A 23,376-nucleotide genomic window follows, 5' to 3' on the forward strand; every position below is an offset into this window, starting at 1 on the left:
GACAATCCGAAGATTGACGCTGCACTTACATCAAATGCCCACACTTATCGACTGTTAATTGTTAAAGAACTGTATTCGGTTACTGCTTTCGCGCTATCGACAAAGCGTTGTGTTTGTCAGCTGCGAAGAAGGAAGAGTATGAAGCATTTCGCTAAATCCGTCAACTCCTTCTTTTTTTCTCGTCTCATTCAGCATTTGCATGCGTCGTTCAGCGAGGGGGCGAATTATAGCCCTGCCCCGAACTCCCCGCAAGCGCTAATTTGCATCTGGGCAAATATTGCTGTGTGATATCGTAGTGCCAACCATACCCTGCCTCATCCATATAGATTCCCATGCCTATCCCACACATTACCTCTACCGCCAATCCCACCCTGTCCAGCGCCCTCGAACACGCCATCAATAGCAAGACCAAGCCGCTGGGCAGTCTCGGCATGCTGGAAACCCTGGCCCGCCAGATCGGCCTGATCCAGCAAAGCACGCAACTGGCATTGCGCCAGCCCGCCATCATCGTTTTCGCGGCCGACCATGGCGTCGTCGCCGAAGGCATTTCCGCCTATCCGCAAAGCGTGACGTGGCAAATGGTGGAGAACTTCCTCGGCAACGGCGCCGCCATCAACGTCTTCGCCCGCCAGAGCGATTGCTCCCTCTATATAGTAGACGCCGGCGTGAACCATGACTTTGGCCCACGCGACGGCTTGCTCGACCGCAAGCAAGGCCCAGGCACCCGCAACTTTGCCAAAGAGCCCGCCATGAGCGAGGAGCAATGCCTGGCCGCCATGCAGGCGGGAATGGATCTGGCAGCCAGCCTGGACGGCAATGTGCTGGGCTTTGGCGAAATGGGCATCGGCAACACCACGGCCGCCGCCGCACTGATGCACAAGCTGACGCGAACACCGGTCGCCGACTGCGTGGGCGCCGGCACCGGCCTGTCGAAGGAAGGGATACTGCACAAACAGCAGGTGATCGAAGCGGCCGTCGCCCATCATGCGGCAGTCAATGCGCCACTCGACGTGCTGGCCACCTTTGGCGGCTTCGAAATCGCCATGATGGCCGGCGCCATGCTCAAAGCGGCCGAACGGCGCATGATCTTGCTGATCGACGGCTTTATCGTCAGCAGCGCCCTGCTGGTGGCGGCCCGTTTGCAGCCGGCCATTCTCGATTACTGCGTGTTTTCGCACTGCTCCGATGAAAATGGCCACCGCCAGTTGCTGGCCAGCCTGGAAGCGCGTCCGCTGTTGCAGCTCGATTTGCGCCTCGGTGAAGGCACGGGTTCGGCGCTGGCCTTGCCGCTGCTGCACGCGGCCGTCAATTTCATGCGCGAGATGGCGACGTTTGCCTCGGCCCAGGTCAGCGAAAAGTCCACGCCAGACTAAGACCATGGCCAATCCCGTTTCCGCCGCCATCCATCAATGCCGATTATTCTTCATCGCGCTGCAGTTCTTCACGCGCCTGCCCATCCCTCGCTGGGTGGGTTTCGAGCCAGCATGGCTGCAGCACGCTTCGCGCTACTTTCCATTGGTGGGCGTCGTGGTGGCCGCCATCAGTGGCGTCGTGTATCTGCTGGCAAGCTGGCTCCTGCCTTCGGCCGTGGCCGTGCTGCTGGCCGTCGCCGCCGGCATTTACCTGACGGGCGCTTTCCATGAAGACGGCTTTGCCGACATGTGCGACGGTTTCGGCGGCGGCCTGACGCGCGAACGGGTGCTGGAAATCATGAAGGATTCGCGCATCGGCGCGTATGGCGCGATCGGCATCCTGTGCCTGCTGGCCATCAAATGCGCGGCGCTCGCATCGCTGCCGCCTGCCACGGTGGTGGCAACCTTACTCATCGCCCATCCACTCTCGCGCCTGGCCGCCGTCTCGCTGATCTGGGCCATGGACTATGCGCGCGATGAAGGCAAGGCCAAGCCGATGGCGCAGGAGATGACTACGGGAGAATTCATCATCGCCGCCGTCTGTGGTCTGCTACCCGCCATCGCCTGCGGCCTGCTGGGAATATTCTACTGGGCCACGCTGGTCTTTGCCATCGTGGCGGCGGCAGCTGCCGCATTCTGGCTGGGCCGCAAATGCCAGCGCCGCCTGCAAGGCTATACGGGCGACTGCCTGGGCGCCGTGCAGCAGGTGGCGGAAGTAGCGATTTACCTGGCAATCCTTTCCAGCTTCCATTGCGCTTCTACTGAACAAGCATGCGCCTGATCCTCGTTCGCCACCCCACGCCGCAAGTGACCAGCGGCACCTGCTATGGCCGCAGCGACGTGGCGGTGGCGCCGCATGAAATGGCCACGGTGCACGCCCATTTGCAAGCAACGCTGCCAGCCGGTGTGCCGCTCTACGCCAGTCCGCTGCGCCGCTGCGCCGGCCTGGCGTCAGCATTGGCGCAAGACTTGCCCTCCAGCGCCCTGCACCTTGATGCGCGGCTGGTCGAAATGGATTTTGGCGCATGGGAAATGCAGCCCTGGCACGCGATTGCGCGCGCGGACATCGATGCCTGGGCGGCCGACCTTGCCTGGTACCGGCCCGGCGGCGGCGAGAACGTGCTGGCGATGGCTGCCCGCGTCGATGCGTTTTTAGGCGATCTGTTGCGCGAACAACACGAAACGGCCATCATCATCTGCCATGCGGGCACCATCCGCCTGCTGTCGGCATTGCAAGCCCGGCTGCCATTGGAGGAAACGGCCCTGCTGGCCGCCCGTTCCGCCCATAAAATCGCCTACGGTGCGACGGTCGTCGTCGATTTCTGATATCGAAGCGCCCAGCCAGCCATTTCAGTCCACGCCCACTGCACGTATAATGGCGGGGTTTTGGTGCCCGCGTTCATGTCCATGAGCGCAGTTAAACGGGAAACACGATGCCGCACTCGCGGCGAACGTGTGCTGCCCCCGCAACGGTAAGCAAGTGTCGCCCCTCCCAACAGGACGCGGGCGACAAGCTATCTCTGACAACCACTGTGCTTGCAATCATTGAGCATGGGAAGGTGGGATAGCCGCACTTGCCAGCCCGGATACCGGCCAGGACAGGTGGAAGTGTGCGAACGGGGATGTTCGCGATCCGAATGGCCCATGGCCATCTTCGATCGTCATCTTCAGTTCCCACTTCTGTTCAATCTGGCCTACGGGGACGTCGGCTGGTTGCATATTACTTACTGAAAACTATCATGACCCATGCTGTTTCCCGCCACGCGGCGCTCACGTCGCTCGCGCTAGCCATTGCCGCGCCTGCCGCTTTCGCCCAAGCCACGCCAGACACCTTCGATCCCGTCGTCGTCACCGCCAGCCGCTACCCGCAACACCTGAGCGAAGTATTGAGCGATACGCAGACCATCAGCTCGGACGACATCGCGCGCTCGGGCGCCAGCTCGATTGTCGACCTGCTGCAAAAACAACGCGGCATCGAAGTGGCGCGCAACGGCGGCGCAGGCACCGCGGCCAGCGTCTTCATTCGCGGCGCGAACAGCAACCAGAATATCGTGCTGGTTGACGGCGTGCGCATTGGTTCGTCCACCCTGGGTACGGCCAACTGGAGCGCCCTGCCCCTTTCCAGCATCGACCACATTGAAATCGTCTACGGCCCACTGAGCACCATGTACGGTGCGGACGCCATCGGTGGTGTGATCCAGATCTTCACGAAGAAAGGCGACGGCGCCGCGCGCGTCTCTGCTTTCGCCGGTTACGGCAGCAACAACACGCGCCAGGTCGAAGCCCAGGTGGCAGGTTCCACCGGCGGTCCGAACAGCTTCAGCTATGCGCTGGCGGCTGGCAAGGAAAAATCGGATGGCTTCTCGGCTTCGAAGATCGGTGCATCGCCTGAGTACACCTACAATCCGGACAAAGACGGCTACGACAAGGAAAGCTTCAGCGGCCAGTTCGGCTACCAGATGGCCAAGGGCCATGAAGTCGGCCTGGTCCTGTTGAACAGCAAGCTGAAAGCCCAGTACGACGCCGGTCCTGGCTACGATGCGCGCAGCAACCAGAAACTGGAAAACATTTCGGTCTTCACGAAGAACGAATTCCTGCCCAACTGGACCAGCGAACTGCGTTATGCGGAAGCACGCGACAAGTCGGGCGACGACAGCAGCGCCGGCTCGTGGGGCAAGAGCCAGATCGACACCAAGCAGTCCGATATCACCTGGCAGAACGACATCCGCATCGGGCGCGACAACCTGCAGCTGCTGGCCAGCTACCGCGATGAAGACGTCACGTCGAGCAGCACGCCGGAAGTCACGGGCGCACGCCATACCAAGTCCTTCGCAGCGGCGTACAACATGGTGCGCGGCGCGCATCTGTTCAACATCAGCGGCCGCAGTGACGACAGTTCCGCATTCGGCACGCACAACACGGGCAGCGTCGCCTACGGCTACCGCATCACCAACGCATTGCGCGCCAGCGCCAGCTACGGCACCAGCTTCCGCGCACCGACCTTCAATGAACTGTACTACCCGGGCTATGGCCTGGCGACGAACAAACCGGAACAGGGCCGCAACGTCGAAGTGGGTCTGCGTTACGACGACGGCGTGTCGAAACTGAGCGCCAGCTACTACCACAACAAGGTCACCGACCTGCTGGTCAATACCTCGCCTTGTCCCGATCCGCTGTTCACCGGCTACGGCTGCGCCTACAACGTCAACAAGGCGCTGCTGGAAGGCCTGACGATCGCGGGTGCACGCAAGTTCGGCGCGTTCAACGTCAGCGGCAACATCGATCTGCAAGATCCACGCGATGAAACCAAGGACAAGCAACTGGTACGCCGCGCCAAGAAACACGCCAACTTCGCCGTCGACTACACGCTGGGCGCGCTGACCTCGGGCGCCGAATGGCAGCTGTCGGGCAAGCGTTTCGACGATGCCGCCAACAAGAACGTCCTGGGCGGCTATGGCCTGGTCAATCTGTACGCCACCTACCAGTTCGCCCGCGACTGGTCGGTGCTGGCACGCTGGAACAATATCGCCAACAAGGACTACGAACTGGCCCGCTTCTACGCGACACCAGGCTCGAAAGTCTTCGTCGGTGTGCGCTACGGCATGAAATAAGCACGTAGTAATGATGTAAGCTGCGGACGATGGCATTGTTGTCATCGCCCGCAGATGCAGTTCTGCAGTCCCCGTTTTTAAGGCAGTACATGCACCCATTTTTCCGCAATATGTGCCACCGCGCCACCGTGATCCTCACGGTGCTGATCGTGTGCGCGATTGCCAGCCTGATTTTCTCCGGCATGATCGGTTCGATCGCCATTCCGCTCGCCGACCTGCCTTCCGCCCTGTTCCATGTCCTGCAGGGCAAGACCGACACTCTCGCCGCCACCTTGCTCGACCTGCGCCTGGGCCGCGCGCTGACCGCCTTTGTCACCGGCGCGGCGCTGTCGCTGGCGGGTCTGATGATGCAGGCTCTCCTGCGCAACCCTCTGGCCGACCCGTATGTGCTGGGCATTTCCGCCGGCGCTTCCGTCGGTGCGCTGGCCGCGCTGCTGTTCATGTGCGCGCTGTGGGTGGTCGATGCGGCCGCCTTTGCCGGCGCCGTCGGCGTCTCCATGCTGCTGTACTTCTTTGCCCGGCGCGACCTGCGCGGCGGCACGGCGGCCGAAGGCGGCGCCTCGCTCTTGCTGCTGACGGGCGTGATCCTGGCCTCGGCCTGCATGGCCATCGTCACCCTGATGCTGTCCATCGCCCCGGAAAGCCGCTTGCGCAGCATGGTGTTCTGGATGATCGGCGACCTGTCCGGCGCACCGGCGCGGCTGATGCCCTGGCTGGTCCTGGCCGGCGCCCTGGTCTTCGCCTTGCGCTGCGCGCGCTCGCTGAACGTCATGGCGCTGCACGCGGAAGCGGCCAGCACCTTGGGCGTGCGCGTGGGCGCGCTGCGCAAGGGACTGTTCTTCTGTTCCGGCCTGCTTACGGCCAGCGCCGTCACCAGCGCCGGCAGCGTGGGCTTCGTCGGTCTGATCGTGCCGCATGCGCTGCGCTTTGCCTGCGGCCCCGATCACCGCCTGCTGATACCGGCTGCCGCGCTGGCTGGCGGCACCTTCCTCGTACTGGCCGATACCTTGGCGCGCACCGTGCTGGCACCCTTGCAGCTGCCTGTCGGCGTGGTCACGGCCATGATCGGTGCGCCCGTCTTCCTGTACCAATTGCACCGCTTGCGCAGGGGATGAAACAAGCATGATACGCACCTACCAACTCGGCCTGAAAGCGGGCACGCGCTCCCTCGTGGAAAACCTCATCTGGCAAATCAAGGATGGCGAATGCTGGAGCGTGATCGGCCGCAACGGCGCTGGCAAAAGCACCTTGCTGCGCACCCTGGCCGGCTTGCGCGAACCGGATGCCGGCCACGTGACGATACAGGGCCGCGCCCTGATAGACTGGCCATTGGAAGAGCTGGCGCGGGAACGGGCTTTCCTGGCGCAGGCGCGCCACGACGCGTTCTCGTACCGCGTCATTGAAACGGTGCTGTCGGCGCGCCACCCGTATCACGACAATCACTATTGGGAAGGCAGCGACGACCAGCGCATCGCCCTGGCGGCGCTGGCCTCGATGGAAGTGGAGCACCTGGCCGAGCGCGACGTGCGCAGCCTGTCTGGTGGCGAACGCCAGCGCGTGGCGATCGCCGCCATGCTCGCGCAAGATACGCCCTTGCTGCTGCTCGATGAACCGGCCAACGCGCTGGACCTGGCGCACCAGGTCAGCGTCATGGGCCTGCTGGCCAGACTGTGCCGCGAACAGAATAAAACCGTGGTCATGGTGGGGCATGACCTGAACCTGGCGCACAGCGTCTCGACCCATGCGCTGCTGCTGATGGGCGATGGCGGCTGGCTGGCTGGCCCCGTGGCCGACGTGATGCAGGCGTCCATCCTGGGCGACTACCTGGGCCACCCTATCGAGATCATCGAGCACGGCAAACGCAAGATATTCATACCAAAAGAGGACTGACATGAGCGAAAACAAAAACATCAATGCGGACACCGCCGCCATCAACGAGCGCCACCGCGTGCGCATGGAACGCAAGAAGGCCATCATCGACGCGGCCATCGCCAAGGCCGACAAGGAAATCGGCATCATCATCGTCAACACGGGCAATGGCAAGGGCAAGAGTTCGAGCGGCTTCGGCATGGCCATCCGCGCCATGGGCCACGGCATGAAAGTGGGCGTGGTGCAGTTCATCAAGGGCGCCATGTCGACGGGCGAAGAAAAATTCCTGCGCCGCTTCCCCGACGAAATCAGTTTTCATGCGATGGGCGAAGGCTATACCTGGGAAACGCAGAACCGCGAGCGCGACATCGAAAAAGCGGAACTGGCATGGGAGCAGGCGAAGACCTTCCTGGCCGACCCAAGCTATGGCCTGGTGCTGTTCGACGAACTCAATATCGCCCTCAAGTACAACTACCTCGACGTGCATAAAGTCATCGCCGACCTGCTGGAACGCCCGGCCATGCAGCACGTGGTCATCACGGGCCGCGGCGCACCGGACGAACTGATCGCGATCGCCGACACCGTCACCGAAATGGCCGTCGTCAAGCATGCGTATGCGGCCGGCATCGGCGCACAAATCGGCACCGAGTGGTAACAGCGCCATGACGCGCACCCTGGTCTTCGGCGGCGCCCGTTCCGGCAAGAGCGCCCATGCAGAAAAGCTGGCCCGCGAGTCCGGCAGGGAAGTACTCTACATCGCCACCGCGCAGGCGGGCGATGGCGAAATGGCCACGCGCATCGCGCATCACCGTGCGCAGCGCCCGGCCGAGTGGGCCACCTTGGAAGAACCGCTGCGCCTGGGCGACGCCATCCTGCGGGAAGCACGGCCCGGCCGCCTGCTGCTGGTCGACTGCCTGACCCTGTGGCTGACGAACCTGATGTTTTCCACTGGCGAGACGTACCCGGACGTGGGCGACATCGCCCTGCCAGAACTATTCCACAGCGAGCGCGCCCACCTGCTGTACGCGCTGGCCGAAGTCGAAGACACCGGCTGTGATCTTGTACTGGTCTCGAACGAAGTAGGCATGGGTATCGTGCCCTACGGCGCCATCTCGCGCTGCTTCACCGATGAAGCGGGCCGCTTGAACCAGGCCGTGGCGGCCGTGTGCGACAAGGCCGTCTTTGTCGCCGCCGGCCTGCCCCTGTACCTGAAAGGCGGCCCATGCTGAGCGGCCTGTCGCTGCCCATGCTGGCCGCCTTGATGACGGCCGGCGTGCTGCTCGACATGCTGCTGGGAGAAACGCGCCGCTGGCATCCGCTGGTCGGCTTTGGCCGCCTCGCCAGCGCGCTCGAGCACCTGCTGAACCGGGGCCGCGGGCGTTTGCTGCGCGGCGCGCTGGCCTGGTCGCTGGCCGTGCTGCCGATCAGCTATGCGGCCTACTGGCTGTGCGGCCTGGCCGGTGCGGCGCTCCACGTCTTCCTGCTCTATCTATGTCTGGGCCTGCGCAGCCTGCGCGACCACAATCAACCGATCGCCGATGCCCTGGCCATCGATGACCTGGACAACGCGCGCCTGCTGACGGCGCGTATCGTCAGCCGCGACACGGCCAACGCCGACGCGGCCAGCCTGGCCAAGGCCAGCACGGAATCCCTGCTGGAAAACGGCAACGACGCCGTCTTCGGCACTCTGTTCTGGTTTGCCGTGGCGGGCGGCCCCGGCGCCGTACTATTCAGGCTGGCCAATACGCTCGACGCCATGTGGGGCTATCGAAACGAGCGCTACGACTGGTTCGGCTGCTGCGCCGCGCGCATCGACGATGTTCTGAACTATCTTCCGGCGCGCCTGACGGCCCTATCTTACGTTTTACTGGGTAAAACCATGGCCGACAAACAGCGCGCCTGGCACTGCTGGCGTAGCCAGGCCCCCAACTGGGGCAGCCCGAACGCAGGCCCCGTGATGGCCAGCGGCGCCGGCGCTCTGGGCCTGGCCTTGGGCGGCGACGCCATCTATGACGGTAAACTGGAACGCCGCCCGCCGCTGGGTGCCGGCCGCCCGGCCGAAGCACGCGATATCGACCGCGCCTGGCGCCTGGTGGCGGAAACGGCCATCCTGTGGCTGATCTGGATGGCGCTGCTGGCGGGCCTGTTCTACCTGAAGGGGAAATACCTTGCTTGAACATGGCGGCAACCTGCGCGACGCCGCGCGCGAATATGGCAGACCGCTGGCCGACTGGATCGACCTGTCGACCGGCATCAACCCGCACTGGTATGCAGCGCCAGCACCCGACGCCAATGCCTGGCACCGGCTGCCGGAGTCCGATCCTGCGCTGGCCGCAGCCGCCTGCATCTACTATGACGCGCCAGCCATGCTGCCCGTGGCGGGCACGCAGGCCGCCATCCAGGCCCTGCCCCGGCTGCGCGCGCCGTCGCGCGTGGTGGTGGCCGCGCCCTCGTATGCGGAACACGCACACCACTGGGGCCAGCAAGGCCACCAATTGCGCCAAGTGCCGTATGCGCAACTGGCCGATGCGGTGGACAGCTGCGACGTGCTGGTCGTCTGCAATCCGAACAATCCCACGGGCGAACGCATTGCCCCCGCACTGCTGCTGGCATGGGCCACCCGGCTGGCCGCGCGCGGCGGCTGGCTGGTGGTCGATGAAGCGTTTGGCGACACGGAAGCCCACGCCAGTCTCGGTCCGCACTCGGGCCAGCCGGGCCTGATCGTGCTGCGCTCCATCGGCAAATTCTTTGGCCTGGCGGGACTGCGCCTGGGCTTTGTCGCCGCCCATCCCGCGCTGCTGGGACAGCTGGCCGACATGCTGGGCCCGTGGGCCGTCAGCGGCCCGGCGCAGCAGGTGGCACTGGCGGCGCTTACCGATACGCACTGGCAAAACGCGATGCGCGAACGCCTGCGCGGCGAAGGCGACCGCTTGCATCAGCTGTTGGCCACGCACGGCATCGCCAGCAGCGGCACGGCGCTGTTTCAGTGGTGGCCCGAAGATCGCGCCGAAGCGTTCTGGCGCCACATGGCGGAATCGGGCATCTGGGTGCGCCTGTTCCGCCACGCCGCCCACGGCATCCGCCTGGGCCTGCCCCCCGACGAACACGCCTGGCTGCGCCTGCAGCAGGCCCTCACCGCATGGAAGCACACATGAAAATCCTGAACATATCGCTGCTGCTGGCCGGACTGGTCTCGCTGCAAACGCATGCCGCCATCACCGTGCGCGACGACGACGGCAATACCGTCACCGTGGAAAAACCGGCGCAGCGCATCCTGGCGCTGGCCCCGCATGTGACGGAACTGCTGTTCGCAGCCGGTGGCGGCGAGAAGATCGCCGGTGTCGTCAGCTATAGCGACTACCCGGAAGCGGCCAAGAAGATTCCGCAGGTGGGCGATAACCGCCAGTACGACATGGAACGCATCATCGCCATGAAGCCGGACCTGATCGTCGTGTGGATGCATGGCAGCGCCGAGCGCCAGATCGCCATGCTGCGCCAGTTGAAGGTGCCGATCTATCACAGCGAACCGCGCAAGCTGGCCGATATCCCCGACAGCATGGAGCGCCTGGGGCAGCTGATGGGCACGGAAAAGACCGCCAAGCCGGCCGCCGCCCAGCTGCGCGCCAAACTGGCCAGCTTGACGGCGCAATATGCGCAGCGCCCGCCCGTGCGCGTGTTTTACCAGGTGTGGGATAAGCCCTTGTACACCTTGAGCGGCGCGAGCATCATCAGCGATTCGATGCGTGTATGCGGCGGCCAGAATGTGTTCGCCGCGATGAAGGTGGTGGCGCCCGTCGTCACGCCGGAAGGCGTGTTGCAGGAAGACCCGGAAGTCATCTTCGGCACCAGCGAAAAAAGCGATCCGCGCAGCGAAGGCGGTCTGGCCATGTGGCGCGCCTTCCCGTCGATGACGGCCGTGCGCAAAAATAATCTGTTCCGCCTGAATGGCGACCTGCTGAACCGCGCCGGCCCGCGCATGATCGAAGGCACGGCCGCCATGTGCGAACAGCTGGAAATGGCCCGCCAGCGCCGCACCAAGGCTGCTCAATGAGTCACTACCAGCGCATCGCCTGTTTGTCGACGGAAGCCGTGGAGACGCTGTACGCGCTGGGCGCCGAAGACGTCATCGCCGGGATCTCCGGCTTTACCGTGCGCCCTCCCCGCGCGCGTGAAGAAAAGACCAAGATCAGCGGCTTTTCGTCCACGAACCTGGAACGCATCCTGGCAGTGAAACCGGACCTCGTGATCGGCTTTTGCGACATGCAGGCCGATATCTGCCGCGACCTCGTCAAGGCAGGCATCGAAGTGCACCAGTTCAACCAGCGCACGGTGGACGGCATCCTGCGCATGATCGCCGTGCTGGCCGCGCTGGTGCGGCGCGAGGCAGCGGGCAACGCATTGATCGCCAGCCTGCGCGCGGACATCGCCACTGCCCGGGCCCGCGCCGCCGCCTGGACGCGCAAGCCCGTGATTTACTTTGAAGAGTGGAACGATCCCCTGATGAGCGGCATCGGCTGGGCGGCGGAATTGATCGGGATCGCCGGCGGCACGGATGCCTTCCCTGAATTATCCGCGCAGCCGGGCGCGAAGGAACGCATCATCGCCGATCCTTTGACGGTAGTCGCACGCGCGCCCGACATCATCCTCGCCAGCTGGTGCGGCAAGAAATTCCAGCCGGCACAACTGGCGGCACGCCCGGGCTGGGATGCGATTCCCGCCGTACGCAATGACATGCTGTTCGAGATCAAGTCGCCCGACATCCTGTCGCCAGGCCCTGCGGCGATCACCGAAGGGCTGCGCCAGATCAGCGACATCATCGCGCAGTGGCAGGAGCGGCAGGCATGAAGAGCCCCTTCCCCGCCCTGATGGTGCAAGGCACGACATCCGACGCGGGCAAGAGCACCGTCGTCGCGGCCCTGTGCCGATTGTTAAAGCGCCAAGGCGTGACGGTAGTGCCGTTCAAGCCGCAAAACATGGCCTTGAATAGCGCCGTGACGAGCGACGGCGGCGAGATCGGCCGCGCGCAAGCCTTGCAGGCGCTGGCTTGCGGCATCGCGCCGCACACGGACATGAATCCGGTGCTGTTGAAGCCTTCATCGAACACGGGCGCACAGGTGATCATCCACGGCAAGGTGCGCGCCGAGATGGATGCCCGCGACTACCAGCAATACAAGACCATCGCCATGGGCGCCGTGCTGGAGTCGTACGCGCGCTTGCGCCAGCAGTACGACGCCGTCGTCGTCGAAGGCGCGGGCAGCCCCGCCGAAGTCAACCTGCGCGCGCGCGACATCGCCAACATGGGCTTTGCCGAAGCCGTCGACTGCCCCGTGATTCTGGTGGCCGACATCGACCGGGGCGGCGTCTTCGCGCACATCATCGGCACTCTGGCGTGCTTGTCCGACAGCGAACGGGCGCGCATCCTCGGCTTCGTCATCAACCGCTTCCGCGGCGACATCTCGCTGCTGCAACCGGGCATCGAGTGGCTCGAGCAGCAGACGGGCAAACCCGTGCTGGCCGTGCTGCCCTATCTGCAAGGCCTATTCCTCGACGCGGAAGACGCCGTCGAAGCGATGCAGGCCGAACGCGGCGCCTTCAAGGTAGTGGTGCCGCAACTGCCGCGCATCAGCAACCACACGGACTTCGACGCGCTGCGCGCCCACCCCGATATCGACCTGCAATTCATCCAGCAGGGGCAGCCGATTCCGGCGGCCGACCTGGTGATCCTGCCTGGCAGTAAAAACACGCGCGGCGACCTGGCCTGGCTGCAACAGCAAGGCTGGCCCGCCTACATGGCAAAACACCTGCGCTACGGCGGCAAGGTGCTGGGCATCTGCGGCGGCTTCCAGATGCTGGGGCAAAGCGTGCGCGATCCGCTGGGCGTGGAAGGCGCGGCGGGCGAGTCAGGGGCACTGGGGCTGCTCGACATGGTGACGGAACTGACAAGCGAAAAACGTCTGGAACAGGTGAGCGGCCACTGCGCGTTTACCGGCGCGGCCGATGCGTCCGTGGCAGGCTATGAAATCCACATGGGCGTCTCGCATGGCGCGGCGCTGGCGCAGCCTGCCTTTGTCATCGATGGACGCCCGGAAGGCGCTGTGTCGGGCGACGGGCAAATCCTCGGCAGCTATTTGCACGGCATGTTCGACACACCCGCCGCGTGTTCGGCGCTGCTGCGCTGGGCCGGGCTGGACTCCGGCCACACGGTGGATACCGCAGCCCTGCGCGAGGCGAGCCTGGATCGCATCGCCGACGCGGCGATGCCGTTGATGGATGCGCTGGAACGACTGCCACGCTGATGGTAATGTCGGGTTACGCCGTACCGGCCAACCCGACCTACTCAAACAGGCACGTGGCGGCACCTCTTAATTTTTCAGGCACGTGCCCATATACGAGCGGTCGGTCGAAAATTCGACCGCCATGCTCGACGACACCGGCATGAACATCGAGTAATCCGCCGGCACGTCGGCAGGGTCCTTGAACACGGCGATGCCATCGAAATCGACGGCTTGCGCGCCCAGGCCCAGCTTGTTGATGGTGATGGTTTCCGCATGCGTCTTGCCGGCGGTGTTGTTGGTGATGGTGGCGGTGCTGCCGGCCACCATGATCTTCGCGCTGATGCCCGGCGCCGCGCAGGCGTAGCTGCCGGCGATTTCGGCGCCGATCTTTTGCTGTTTGGCGGCCACGATGGTGCCCACGCGCAGCACGTTCTGCTGGTTGCGGCTGTAGCGGTCGATGAACAGCGCCAGCCCCCGGTCCCCCGCGTGCACGTGGACGATGCCGAAGTCCTGGTCACCCTGGCGGGCAATGATCAGGCCACGCGCGGCGTCACGGACCAAAGTCAGGCTGGCGTTTTCCGCTTCCAGCTGTGGCGATACCGCGGAGCACGCGCCTTGCGCATTGAACACGCCGCCATTGCACAGTTGCGCGCTGCCATCGGCCACCACCTTGAGGCTGCCTTTCGGATTGAAACGGTCGCCGCCATTCGAAGCATTGCGCATGGCACCGAGGAAGATATAGTTGCCGGCCAGCTTGGCCACGTCCGTGACGGCATAGCCGCTGCCGCTGACGTTGGAATGCATGTTGCCCAGTTTCACGGTCCCCGTCAGCAGGCGCGTGCGCGCGTCGACGCTCAGGCTCAAATCGGTGCCGGTATATGTCGTGATATTGCCGGTGGTGACAACGCTGAACGTGCCGCTGCGGTCGCTCAAGCCGAACTGCGTCGACAGCACGCGGATGGCGTAGGTTTTCTTTGCGCTGTCGAACGTGATGCGCCACGTATCGCCGATATCGGCGGCCACGTCATACGCCGTCTCGTCCGCGTTGGCGCCGGCGATCACGGCCAGGCCAGCCTCCTTGGCCACGGCGGCTGACGCCACGGCCACGCTGTCGGCGGAAACGACGGGCGGCGTCACCACGACAGGCGGCGTGACCGGTGCTGCCGGCGTGCCGCCGTCGCTGCCGCCACCGCATGCGGACAGGGCTGCGCCGAGGACAAGGAAGGTAAGTGCATTTTTCATGTGGTGTGACTTTCGGGGAAAGAAGAGGCCGGAAAACACATGCTAGCCGTGCCCGCAATCTATTGCCATGGAACAAATGTTCCATGGACTCTGACCCCGGTTCGCTGCCAAAATGGATGGCGCGGGCGGCACGCCTGCCTCATTTATGTGACAATTCGTCGTACTGTCGGCTCCGTTTTTCCTCCTCAGGCTCGCATCCATGACCAGTTCCCCGATTAAAAGCTACCTTCCCTGGGTGGTCGCCACCGCCCTGTTCATGGAGCAACTCGACTCCACCATCGTCAACACCGCCATCCCCGCCATGGCCGCCAGCCTCAACGTGACGCCGCTGAGTCTGAAGGCCGTCGTCACCAGCTACATCCTGAGCCTGGCCGTATGCATTCCCATCAGCGGCTGGATGGCCGACCGCTTCGGCACGCGGCGCGTGTTTTCCGCCGCCGTTGCCATCTTTACCATCGCTTCCATCCTGTGCGGCCTGTCCGTGAATGCCCCCATGCTGGTGGCCGCGCGCCTGCTGCAAGGGGTGGGCGCGGCCATGATGATGCCGGTGGGCAGGCTCACCATCATCCGCACCTTTCCCAAGTCGCAATTGCTGGCGGCCATGAATTTCGTCATCATCCCCGCCCTGATCGGCCCCCTGCTGGGCCCCACGGTGGGCGGGCTGATCGTGCACTGGCTGTCGTGGCGCGAGATTTTCTTCGTCAACGTGCCCGTCGGCCTCGTGGCGCTATACCTGGCGCACCGCTACATGCCCGACTACTATGGCGACAAGCCCCGTCCGCTGGACCTGATCGGCCTGGTGCTGTTCGGCACGGGCATCGCGCTGCTGTCGTGGCTGCTGGAAATCTTCGGCGAACACCGCATCGATGGCACCTCGTTTGCCGTGCTGCTGTTTATTTCCATCAGCCTGCTGGCCGCGTATGCCTGGCATTCGAGCGAAGTGCTGCACCCGCTGCTGCGCCTGACCCTGTTCAAGATCCGCACCTTCCGCGTCTCCGTGGTGGGCGGCTTCGTCACGCGCCTGGGCGTGGGCGGCCTGCCCTTCCTGTTGCCACTGCTGTACCAGCTGGGCCTGGGCTTGCCCGCGTGGCAATCGGGCTTGCTGATGATGCCGTCGGCCGCCGCCGCCATGGGCATGAAATTCATTTCCGCGCGCGTGCTGGCCCGCTTCGGCTACCGCCAGGTGCTGATCGTCAACACCGTACTGATCGGCGTCACCATCGCCATGTTTTCGCAGGTGGGCGTGGGCACGCCCCTGTACGTGATCGTCGCCATCAGCCTGTGCATGGGCTTTTTCAATTCGCTGCAGTTTTCCAGCATGAACACCATCGCGTATGCCGACGTCGACAAGGCCGATTCCAGCATGGCCAGCACCATCGCCAGTTCGATGCAGCAACTGTCGATGAGCTTTGGCCTCGCCTTCGGTTCGCTGATCACGGGCTGGTACCTGGGCGACATGCCGCAGTCGGACCGCGCCATGCTCAGCACGGCGCTGCACCACGCCTTCCTGACCCTGGCCGCCTTGACGGTGCTGTCTTCGCTGACGTTCTGGACCTTGCGCCGCGACGATGGCGAAAGCATCAGCAAGGGCACGGACAGCGACGAGGAAGATGCGGCCGACGTGAAGGCCCAGGCCGTTGTGCAGACGGAAGTGCAAACCAAGAAAGGCTGAGCCACATCAAGCTTGCCGCCGGCGCCGCTGGCGCTTTTCCCTGGCGCTGCTACCGTGACGGCAGGAGGTGCACATGGCGGCCGAGCGGCGCTTTGCGTGGAAGGGCACGGACCGCCATGGCAAGGCGGCCGATGGCATCTTGCGGGCGGCCGACGCCACCACTGCCAAGGCCGCTCTCAGACGCCAGGGCATCCTTGCCAGCAAGGTAAAAGCCCCGCGCGCCGCACCCGGCAAAGCCATCACGCACAAGGATATCGCCCTGTTCACACGCCAGCTGTCGACCATGATGGCGGCCGGCGTGCCGCTGCTGCACGCCTTCGACATCGCCGGCAAGGGCCATGCCAAACCGGCCGTCACGGAGCTGATGCGCGACTTGCGCCACGACATCGAAGCGGGCAGCAGCCTGCAGCAGGCCTTCCGCCAGTTCCCCCTGCTGTTTGACGAGCTGTATTGCAACCTGCTGGCGGCGGGCGAACAGGCGGGCATCGTGCAGGAATTGCTGGCGCGCCTGGCCACGCACCAGGAAAAAGCCATCGCCCTGCGGCGGCAGGTGCGCGGCGCGCTGATGTATCCTCTGGTCATCGTGCTCGTCGCCCTCGTCGTCACGGCCATCATCATGAGCGTGGTCGTGCCCGCGTTCCGCCAGGTCTTCGACAGCTTCGGCGCGCCCTTGCCGCTGCCCACCCTCGTCGTCATGGGCGTGTCCGCCTTCCTGGTGCGCTACTGGCTGGCCTTGCTGGCGGCGCTCGTGTCCGCTTGCGTGCTGCTGCACCTGGCCTGGCGCCGCTGGCCCGCCCTGCGGCGCAACACGCAACTGCGAGCATTGCAGCTACCTGTGTTCGGCCCGCTTCTGCGCAAGGCGGCGATCGCCCGCTGGACGCGCACCCTGGCCGCCATGTTCGCCGCCGGCGTACCGCTGCTCGACTCGCTCGGCCTGGTGGGCGCCGCCTCCGGCCACACGCTGTACCAGGAAGCGACAACGCGCATCGAACGCGAAATCCGCGCCGGCGGCAGCCTGGCCCTGGCCATGGAACACAGCGCCGTGTTTCCCCCGCTGCTCACGCAACTGGCCCTGATCGGCGAGGAATCGGGCGCCCTCGACGCCATGCTGTCGCGCGCGGCCGACATCATCGAAGCGGACATCGACGCCACCGTGGCCACCCTCTCGGCCCTGCTGGAACCGGCGCTGATGGTGGTGCTGGGCGTGCTGGTCGGTTCCCTCGTGATCGCCTTGTATTTGCCGATTTTCAAGCTCGGGGCCGTGATTTGACCGTTCGTCCTGCGCAAAACGTCCCCATGCACCGGCAGATGTTTTACACTGCGGCAGTGCCAGGCAATGTTTGCGCGGCAACATCATCACCTCAGACAATTCCACCATGCTGCAAGATACCCTGCTGTTCGCCGCGCCCGGCAACCTGCCCGTCGCCCTCGTCGCCGCCCTGTTCGGCCTGATCGTCGGCAGCTTCCTCAACGTGGTGATCCACCGCGTGCCGAAAATGATGCAGCGCGAATCCGACAATTACGTGGCGGAAGAAAGCGGCTTGCCCTTGCCGCACACGGACCGCTACAACCTGATGCTGCCGCATTCGAACTGCACCGCTTGCGGCCACCGCATCACCGCCACGGAAAACATTCCCGTCCTCAGTTACCTGCTGCTGCGCGGCAAGTGCAGCGCCTGCAACGCGCCCATCTCCGTGCGCTACCCGCTCGTCGAGCTGCTGACGGGCGCGCTGTCGGCCCTGTTGATCTGGCACTTCGGCAGCGGCTGGACGGGCCTGGCCACGCTTGTGTTCGCGTATTTGCTGATCGCCATGACCTTCATCGATGCCGATACGCAAATGCTGCCGGACGACCTCACCTTCCCCCTGCTGTGGGCAGGACTGCTGGTCAATATCAACGGTACTTTCGTGCCCCTGCAAGAGGCCGTCATCGGCGCGGCCGCCGGCTACCTGGCCCTGTGGGCCGTGTACTGGGCCTTCAAGCTGGCGACAGGCAAGGAGGGAATGGGCTATGGTGACTTCAAATTGCTGGCTGCGCTCGGTGCGTGGCTGGGCTGGACCATGCTGCCGACGATCATCCTGCTGTCGTCGCTGGTGGGTGCCGTGGTCGGCATCGGCCTGATCGTGTTTGCCAAGCGCGGGCGCGACAAGCCGATTCCGTTCGGCCCCTACCTGGCGGCGGCGGGCCTGATCGCGCTGCTGTACGGCGCACCCCTGTCGCGGCTCACGCTAGGCCTGACCGGCTGACCAGCGCATCACTGCGCCCCTATGGATAAATACATGCAACGACACAACGTCCCTTATTTCAACGTCGGACTCACTGGCGGCATCGGTTGCGGCAAGAGCACGGTGGCCGACATGTTCGCCGCGCGCGGCGCCTCCATCGTCGACACCGACCAGATCGCCCATAGCCTGACGGCGCCCAATGGCGCGGCCATGCCGGCGCTGGTGGCGGAATTTGGCGCCGACTACGCCGATGCGCGTGGCGCCCTCGACCGCAGCAAAATGCGCAACCTCGTGTTTTCCGACGCTGTGGCCAAGGCGAAACTGGAAGCCATCCTGCACCCGCGCATCCGCCAGGCCACCCTGGCGGCGGCCGAAGCAGCGACGGGCAGCTACGTGATCTTTGCCGTGCCCCTGCTGGTCGAGTCCGGCGGCTGGGTGGAGCGGGTCAACCGGGTACTGGTCATCGATTGCCAAGAAAGCCTGCAAGTGTCGCGCGTGATGGCGCGCAATGGCTTATCGGAAGAACAAGTCAAAGCCATCATGGCCACGCAGGCCACGCGCGCCATGCGCCTGGCGGCGGCGGACGATGTGATCGACAACAACGGCGATTTGGCGTCCCTGGCACCGCAGATTGCCCAGTTGCACGATTTATATCTGGCATTTTCAAAAAGAATGGCTGGAATGGCCCCGCAACGTTTGTAATTTGTCGACGCTTGGTTCAAAATCACGGGATTGTTTGCAGGTCCTTACTTAAGGGAATTATTTTGATTGTCTACGAATACCCTTTCAACGAACGCATACGTACCTTGTTGCGGCTGGAAGACCTGTACGACAAATTCAAGTTCTTCATCCAGCAAGAGCATGCAATGCAGCACCATGTTGCCTTGGCAACCATTTTCGATATGCTCGAAGTGGCGGGCCGCGCCGACCTGAAGTCCGACCTGCTGCAGGAACTCGAGCGCCAGCGCCAAAGCCTGCTCGGTTACCGCAGCAATCCGAATGTGGAGCCGGAAACCCTCGATGCCATCCTCGGTGAACTCGACAGTGTCAGCGGCGCCCTGGTGGCGGCGCAAGGCAAGACGGGCCAGAATATCCGCGACAATGAATGGCTGATGAGCATCCGCGGCCGCACCATCATCCCGGGCGGCGCCTGCGAATTCGACTTGCCGTCGTATTTTGCCTGGCAAAAACGCAGCTCCGAACAGCGCCTGACCGACATTCACGCGTGGTTCGCCCCGCTGGCGCCGCTGTTCGATGCGCTGGCCCTCGTCTTGCGCCTGCTGCGCGATTCCGGCGGACCCGTTAAACTGATCGCCAATGGCGGCAGCTACCAGCAAATGCTGCAAGGCAAGGTGTACCAGATGCTGCGCCTGAGCCTCGATGAAAACAGCGGCGCCATCCCGGAAATTTCCGCCAACAAATACATGCTGTGGGTACGCTTCACTACCCAAGGCGGCGACTTGAAACCCAAGCCGCTGGAAGAAGATGTCCCGTTCGAGCTCACGCTCTGTAATTTTTAACTGTTACTTATTTGCCCCATCATGACCGTCGTTAACTGCCCTACCTGTGCCGCCAAAGTCGAATGGACTGAAGCCAACAAATTCCGCCCCTTCTGCTCGGAACGCTGCAAGCAGATCGACCTGGGCGCCTGGGCCGAAGAGAAATACACGATCCCCGCCGCCGATCCGTTCGAAGATCCCCTTGCGGATGAAGACAACAAGCCGCAGTAAACCGCAATGAGCCTCAAATAAACGGATTTTCCAGGCGCAGCCCCTGCGCTACGAAACTGTCGAGCCTGCCACTGACCACCGTCAAGCCATAGGCGATGCCCATCGCCGCGATCTGCCCATCGACGCCATGTGCGTGGCCGCGACCATGCAGACGCGCGCATACGAGCGCACAATCGAGGTCGAATTCCAGCAGCCGCGGCGCATATTCCGCCAGCACGGCTTCCAGCCAGCCTTCCAGCGCCAGTGCTTCCAGCGCCGCTTCGCGCCGCCAGCAGCACTGTATGCCTGCACGCAATTGGGCGATCACCTGCACCGGCACATAACGCGCCTCGGGCGCCACCCGCTCGAAAAAATCGGCCACTCCCGCCGGCGCGGCGCTGCCCTTGCGCACCGCAACGATCACATCCGCATCGACCAGATAGGCTGGCACAGGCATGGCGGGTCAAGAGCGGCGCTCGAAATCCGCATCGAAGCCCACGTCGGGCATGCTGCGCAAAATATCGTCGAGCGGACGCTTCGGCAGCGGCCGCAAGGCGCTGCGCAAGATGTCGCGGTGCTCGTCCTCGATGCTGCGCCCATGCGCGCGGGCACGCTTGTGCAAGGCGGCAATCAGCAATTCATCGGTATCGGTAAAGGTCAGTGTCAGCGGCATGCGAAACTCCCGGTGCTTGATGAAAGCACTGTAGCGCAAAGCGCCGACTATACAAGGAGAGTCACAGCAAAGCTTGCGCCAGCACGCAGCATGCTGCTGCCCGCTGGCACAAGTAAGGATTAAGCAGGTGCCAGCGATTCCCGGCGTACCTCATTTAACCATTCCAGCAGGGGAATGGTGGCCGGCAGCAAGGGTTCCACGCCGACCGTGCCCTGCCAGGCGAACGCCTGTCCTTCCAGGCTTTGCGGCTCGCCCCGCCATTCGCGGCTGATATAGAAATGCAGGCGCACATGGGCGTGCGGATACACATATTCGACGCCGCACCAGGCTTCGGCACTGTCGATATGCAAGCCCAGTTCCTCGACAAACTCACGTTTCAAGGCATCAAAAATGGCTTCGCCAGGCTCGACTTTACCGCCAGGAAATTCCCAATAGCCGTCATACGGCTTGCCGGCCGGACGCTGGCCCAGCAGCACGTCGCCATTCGGCTTCATCAGGATGCCGACGGCGACGTCGACCGGTTTGATTTTCACTTCGCTCATTGCGGCAACTTTCCCGCAGGAAGTTTCCCCGCATAATCTCGCGCAAATTGCCACGCCACCCGGCCCGACCGGGAACCGCGCTGCAAGGCCCAGCGCAGGGCATCGCCACGCGCTGCCGCGATCTGCTCCGGCGTGCAACCGAACGAGGCGAGCCAATGGGCCGCGATATCGAGGTAATCATCCTGCTTGAACGGATAGAACGACAGCCACAGGCCGAAGCGTTCGGACAGCGAGATTTTCTCTTCCACCGTCTCGCCCGGGTGCAGATCGCCATCGTCGTCCGTCTTGTAGCTCGTGTTGTCCGACATCCGTTCCGGCATCAGGTGACGGCGGTTCGAGGTGGCGTAGATCAGCACGTTGTCCGATTGCGCGGCGATGCTGCCGTCGAGCGCCACTTTCAGCGCCTTGTAGCCGCTCTCGCCCTCTTCGAACGACAGGTCGTCGCAAAAGATGATAAAGCGCTCGGGGCGTGCCGCCACCAGGTCGACGATGTCGGGCAAGTCGGCCAGGTCCGCCTTGTCGACTTCGATCAGGCGCAGGCCCTGGTCGGCGAACTGGTTCAGGCATGCCTTGATCAGCGACGACTTGCCCGTGCCGCGCGCGCCCGTCAGCAGCACGTTGTTGGCCGGACGCTTAGCGACGAACTGGCGCGTGTTCTGCTCGATCTGCGCTTTTTGCGTGCCGATATTGTGCAAGTCGTCCAACGCGATGTTCGACACGTGGGCCACGGCCTGCAAATAAGGCAGCGCGCCCTGGCGCCGGCGCCAGCGGAACGCAAAGCTGTTCCAGTCGGTTGCCGGCAAGGCCGGCGGCAAGATCGACTCGAGGCGCGCCAGCACCCGCTCGGCGCGGATCAGGAATTGATCGAGGCCGGTCATGAGCGGTAGTCGGCGTTGATCGACACGTAGTCATGCGACAGGTCGCACGTCCACAGGGTGGCCGTGGCATCGCCGCGCGCCAGCTTGACGCGGATGGTGATTTCGCTTTGCTGCATCACGCGCTGGCCATCCTGTTCCTGGTAGTCGGGGTTGCGGCCGCCATTCTTGGCCACCCACACGTCGTCCAGGTACAGATTCAATTGGCCCACGTCCAGATCGTCCACGCCCGCATAGCCGATGGCGGCCAGGATGCGGCCCAGGTTCGGGTCGGACGCGAAGAACGCCGTTTTCACCAGCGGCGAATGGGCGATGGAATAGGCGATCTTGCGGCACTCTTCCACGTTGCGGCCGTCTTCCACGGTCACGGTCATGAACTTGGTCGCGCCTTCGCCATCGCGCACGATGGCTTGTGCCAGAAAGGTCGACAGCTCGGTGACGGCTGCGGCCAGTTCCGCATAGTGCGGCGAGTCGATGGAATCGATGACCAGGCTGCCGGCGCCCGTGGCGACCAGCATGAACGAGTCATTGGTGGACGTGTCGCCGTCGATGGTGATGCAGTTGAACGATTTATCGGCCGCCTGTTTCACCAGCTGGTCCAGCACCGGTTGCGCCACGGTGGCGTCGAACGCGAGGAAACCGAGCATGGTGGCCATGTTCGGCTTGATCATGCCGGCGCCCTTGCTGATGCCCGTCAGGGTCACCGCGTGGCCACCGATGGTGACCGTGCGCGAACCGGCTTTCGGCTGCGTGTCGGTGGTCATGATGGCTTCAGCGGCCGAGAACCAGTTATCCGACGTCAGCGCGGCCACGGCTTGCGGCAAGCCGGCGACCAGGCGCTGCACGGGCAAGGGTTCGAGGATCACGCCCGTGGAAAACGGCAGGATTTGCTGCGGCGTGCAGCCCAGCAGTTCGGCCAGCGCGGCGCAGCTGGCCTGCGCGTCGGCCAGACCCGATTCGCCCGTGCCCGCATTCGCGTTGCCCGTGTTGACCAGCAGCGCGCGGATCGGCGCGGCGCCGGCCGTCACGGCCGCCAGGTTGGCTTTCGAAATTTGCACGGGCGCGGCGCAGAAGCGGTTCAATGTGAACACGCCGGCCACGGTGGCCGTCGGCGCCAGTTTCAATACCAGCAAATCCTTGCGGTTGGGTTTCTTGATGCCGGCTTCGGCAACACCGATTTCAATGCCGGCGACGGCTTTCAAGTCGGCGGCGACGGGCTTGGGAGAATTGACGGCCATGGTGAGTTCTTCTGCAAGGGAAAATGGAAGCGC

26 protein-coding genes and 1 riboswitch are annotated in these 23,376 nt (G+C 64.0%); of the genes, 20 read left to right on the forward strand and 6 right to left on the reverse strand.

Annotated elements, in window-relative coordinates; genetic code table 11:
- The 14 genes from SKZ59_RS25490 to SKZ59_RS25555 all read left to right on the forward strand — a co-directional run.
- Positions 1–288 (forward strand): hypothetical protein (locus tag SKZ59_RS25490; protein ID WP_319993338.1); only part of this gene is annotated, 288 nt, incomplete at its 5' end.
- A 44-nt stretch (positions 289–332) separates the two neighbouring features.
- Positions 333–1,373: a nicotinate-nucleotide--dimethylbenzimidazole phosphoribosyltransferase gene (gene cobT, locus SKZ59_RS25495; protein WP_319993339.1), complete on the forward strand. Its 1,041-nt coding sequence runs from the start codon at positions 333–335 to the stop codon at positions 1,371–1,373.
- A gap of 4 nt (positions 1,374–1,377) precedes the next feature.
- Complete coding sequence (locus SKZ59_RS25500) at positions 1,378–2,193, forward strand: adenosylcobinamide-GDP ribazoletransferase (protein ID WP_319993340.1); 816 nt, start codon at positions 1,378–1,380, stop codon at positions 2,191–2,193.
- Complete coding sequence (locus SKZ59_RS25505) at positions 2,184–2,738, forward strand: histidine phosphatase family protein (protein ID WP_072456972.1); 555 nt, start codon at positions 2,184–2,186, stop codon at positions 2,736–2,738. The genes SKZ59_RS25500 and SKZ59_RS25505 overlap by 10 nt, the downstream gene beginning before the upstream one ends.
- 44 nt (positions 2,739–2,782) lie before the next feature.
- A riboswitch (cobalamin riboswitch) is annotated at positions 2,783–3,025 on the forward strand.
- A 126-nt stretch (positions 3,026–3,151) separates the two neighbouring features.
- The gene (locus tag SKZ59_RS25510; RefSeq protein ID WP_319993341.1) at positions 3,152–5,023 is read left to right on the forward strand and encodes a TonB-dependent receptor domain-containing protein; all 1,872 of its coding nucleotides are present in this window, start codon (positions 3,152–3,154) and stop codon (positions 5,021–5,023) included.
- Between the two features lie 89 nt (positions 5,024–5,112).
- Entirely contained in the window at positions 5,113–6,138 is a 1,026-nt protein-coding gene (locus tag SKZ59_RS25515) for an iron ABC transporter permease (protein ID WP_319993342.1), read from the forward strand.
- Between the two features lie 7 nt (positions 6,139–6,145).
- Positions 6,146–6,913, forward strand: a complete 768-nt coding sequence (locus SKZ59_RS25520; protein ID WP_072456966.1) for an ABC transporter ATP-binding protein — start codon at positions 6,146–6,148, stop codon at positions 6,911–6,913.
- 1 nt (position 6,914) lies between these two features.
- Positions 6,915–7,547 carry a cob(I)yrinic acid a,c-diamide adenosyltransferase gene (cobO, locus tag SKZ59_RS25525; protein ID WP_319993343.1) on the forward strand — a complete coding sequence of 211 codons (633 nt, stop codon included), beginning with the start codon at positions 6,915–6,917 and terminating at the stop codon, positions 7,545–7,547.
- Positions 7,548–7,554: 7 nt separating this feature from the next.
- On the forward strand, positions 7,555–8,121 hold the full coding sequence (gene cobU / locus SKZ59_RS25530) for a bifunctional adenosylcobinamide kinase/adenosylcobinamide-phosphate guanylyltransferase (RefSeq protein WP_034748782.1): 567 nt from the start codon (positions 7,555–7,557) through the stop codon (positions 8,119–8,121).
- Positions 8,115–9,068, forward strand: coding sequence for an adenosylcobinamide-phosphate synthase CbiB (gene cbiB, locus SKZ59_RS25535; RefSeq protein WP_319993344.1), 954 nt, complete (start codon positions 8,115–8,117; stop codon positions 9,066–9,068). The genes cobU and cbiB overlap by 7 nt, the downstream gene beginning before the upstream one ends.
- On the forward strand, positions 9,061–10,047 hold the full coding sequence (gene cobD, locus SKZ59_RS25540; protein ID WP_319993345.1) for a threonine-phosphate decarboxylase CobD: 987 nt from the start codon (positions 9,061–9,063) through the stop codon (positions 10,045–10,047). Before cbiB ends, cobD begins: the two co-directional genes overlap by 8 nt.
- On the forward strand, positions 10,044–10,943 hold the full coding sequence (locus tag SKZ59_RS25545) for a cobalamin-binding protein (RefSeq protein ID WP_034748791.1): 900 nt from the start codon (positions 10,044–10,046) through the stop codon (positions 10,941–10,943). The genes cobD and SKZ59_RS25545 overlap by 4 nt, the downstream gene beginning before the upstream one ends.
- A complete protein-coding gene (locus tag SKZ59_RS25550; protein ID WP_319993346.1) occupies positions 10,940–11,737 on the forward strand; it encodes an ABC transporter substrate-binding protein in 798 nt (265 codons plus the stop codon). The genes SKZ59_RS25545 and SKZ59_RS25550 overlap by 4 nt, the downstream gene beginning before the upstream one ends.
- Positions 11,734–13,188, forward strand: coding sequence for a cobyric acid synthase (locus SKZ59_RS25555; RefSeq protein ID WP_319993347.1), 1,455 nt, complete (start codon positions 11,734–11,736; stop codon positions 13,186–13,188). The genes SKZ59_RS25550 and SKZ59_RS25555 overlap by 4 nt, the downstream gene beginning before the upstream one ends.
- Positions 13,189–13,254: 66 nt before the next feature.
- Here the strand turns inward: SKZ59_RS25555 and SKZ59_RS25560 are convergent, their stop codons facing one another.
- On the reverse strand, positions 13,255–14,409 hold the full coding sequence (locus SKZ59_RS25560) for a hypothetical protein (RefSeq protein WP_319993348.1): 1,155 nt from the start codon (positions 14,407–14,409) through the stop codon (positions 13,255–13,257).
- A 199-nt stretch (positions 14,410–14,608) separates the two neighbouring features.
- Between SKZ59_RS25560 and SKZ59_RS25565 the strand changes: the two genes are divergently transcribed.
- The 6 genes from SKZ59_RS25565 (at position 14,609) to yacG (ending at position 20,036) form a co-directional block, all read left to right on the forward strand.
- On the forward strand, positions 14,609–16,081 hold the full coding sequence (locus SKZ59_RS25565; protein WP_254798666.1) for a DHA2 family efflux MFS transporter permease subunit: 1,473 nt from the start codon (positions 14,609–14,611) through the stop codon (positions 16,079–16,081).
- Between the two features lie 73 nt (positions 16,082–16,154).
- Entirely contained in the window at positions 16,155–17,351 is a 1,197-nt protein-coding gene (locus tag SKZ59_RS25570; protein WP_319993349.1) for a type II secretion system F family protein, read from the forward strand.
- 106 nt (positions 17,352–17,457) lie between these two features.
- Complete coding sequence (locus tag SKZ59_RS25575; RefSeq protein ID WP_319993455.1) at positions 17,458–18,327, forward strand: A24 family peptidase; 870 nt, start codon at positions 17,458–17,460, stop codon at positions 18,325–18,327.
- Between the two features lie 33 nt (positions 18,328–18,360).
- Positions 18,361–19,008: a dephospho-CoA kinase gene (gene coaE / locus SKZ59_RS25580; protein WP_319993350.1), complete on the forward strand. Its 648-nt coding sequence runs from the start codon at positions 18,361–18,363 to the stop codon at positions 19,006–19,008.
- Positions 19,009–19,070: 62 nt separating this feature from the next.
- Positions 19,071–19,826, forward strand: coding sequence for a cell division protein ZapD (zapD, locus tag SKZ59_RS25585; protein ID WP_034748811.1), 756 nt, complete (start codon positions 19,071–19,073; stop codon positions 19,824–19,826).
- A gap of 18 nt (positions 19,827–19,844) precedes the next feature.
- On the forward strand, positions 19,845–20,036 hold the full coding sequence (gene yacG, locus SKZ59_RS25590) for a DNA gyrase inhibitor YacG (protein ID WP_034748814.1): 192 nt from the start codon (positions 19,845–19,847) through the stop codon (positions 20,034–20,036).
- A gap of 13 nt (positions 20,037–20,049) precedes the next feature.
- Here yacG and SKZ59_RS25595 read toward each other — a convergent pair whose 3' ends face one another.
- The 5 genes from SKZ59_RS25595 to argJ form a co-directional block, all read right to left on the reverse strand.
- On the reverse strand, positions 20,050–20,472 hold the full coding sequence (locus tag SKZ59_RS25595) for a hypothetical protein (RefSeq protein WP_319993351.1): 423 nt from the start codon (positions 20,470–20,472) through the stop codon (positions 20,050–20,052).
- Positions 20,473–20,478: 6 nt separating this feature from the next.
- On the reverse strand, positions 20,479–20,688 hold the full coding sequence (locus SKZ59_RS25600) for a FitA-like ribbon-helix-helix domain-containing protein (RefSeq protein ID WP_319993352.1): 210 nt from the start codon (positions 20,686–20,688) through the stop codon (positions 20,479–20,481).
- Between the two features lie 119 nt (positions 20,689–20,807).
- Positions 20,808–21,230 carry an NUDIX domain-containing protein gene (locus tag SKZ59_RS25605; RefSeq protein WP_070305645.1) on the reverse strand — a complete coding sequence of 141 codons (423 nt, stop codon included), beginning with the start codon at positions 21,228–21,230 and terminating at the stop codon, positions 20,808–20,810.
- Complete coding sequence (locus SKZ59_RS25610; protein WP_070305647.1) at positions 21,227–22,108, reverse strand: ATP-binding protein; 882 nt, start codon at positions 22,106–22,108, stop codon at positions 21,227–21,229. Before SKZ59_RS25610 ends, SKZ59_RS25605 begins: the two co-directional genes overlap by 4 nt.
- Positions 22,105–23,343 (reverse strand): bifunctional glutamate N-acetyltransferase/amino-acid acetyltransferase ArgJ, encoded by a 1,239-nt coding sequence (argJ, locus tag SKZ59_RS25615; protein WP_034784989.1) that lies wholly within the window; start codon positions 23,341–23,343, stop codon positions 22,105–22,107. Before argJ ends, SKZ59_RS25610 begins: the two co-directional genes overlap by 4 nt.
- Positions 23,344–23,376: the final 33 nt, after the last annotated feature.

Origin of the sequence: Janthinobacterium sp. GMG2 (assembly GCF_033949445.1) — a bacterium.
In the GTDB taxonomy this organism is placed as follows: domain Bacteria; phylum Pseudomonadota; class Gammaproteobacteria; order Burkholderiales; family Burkholderiaceae_D; genus Janthinobacterium; species Janthinobacterium aestuarii.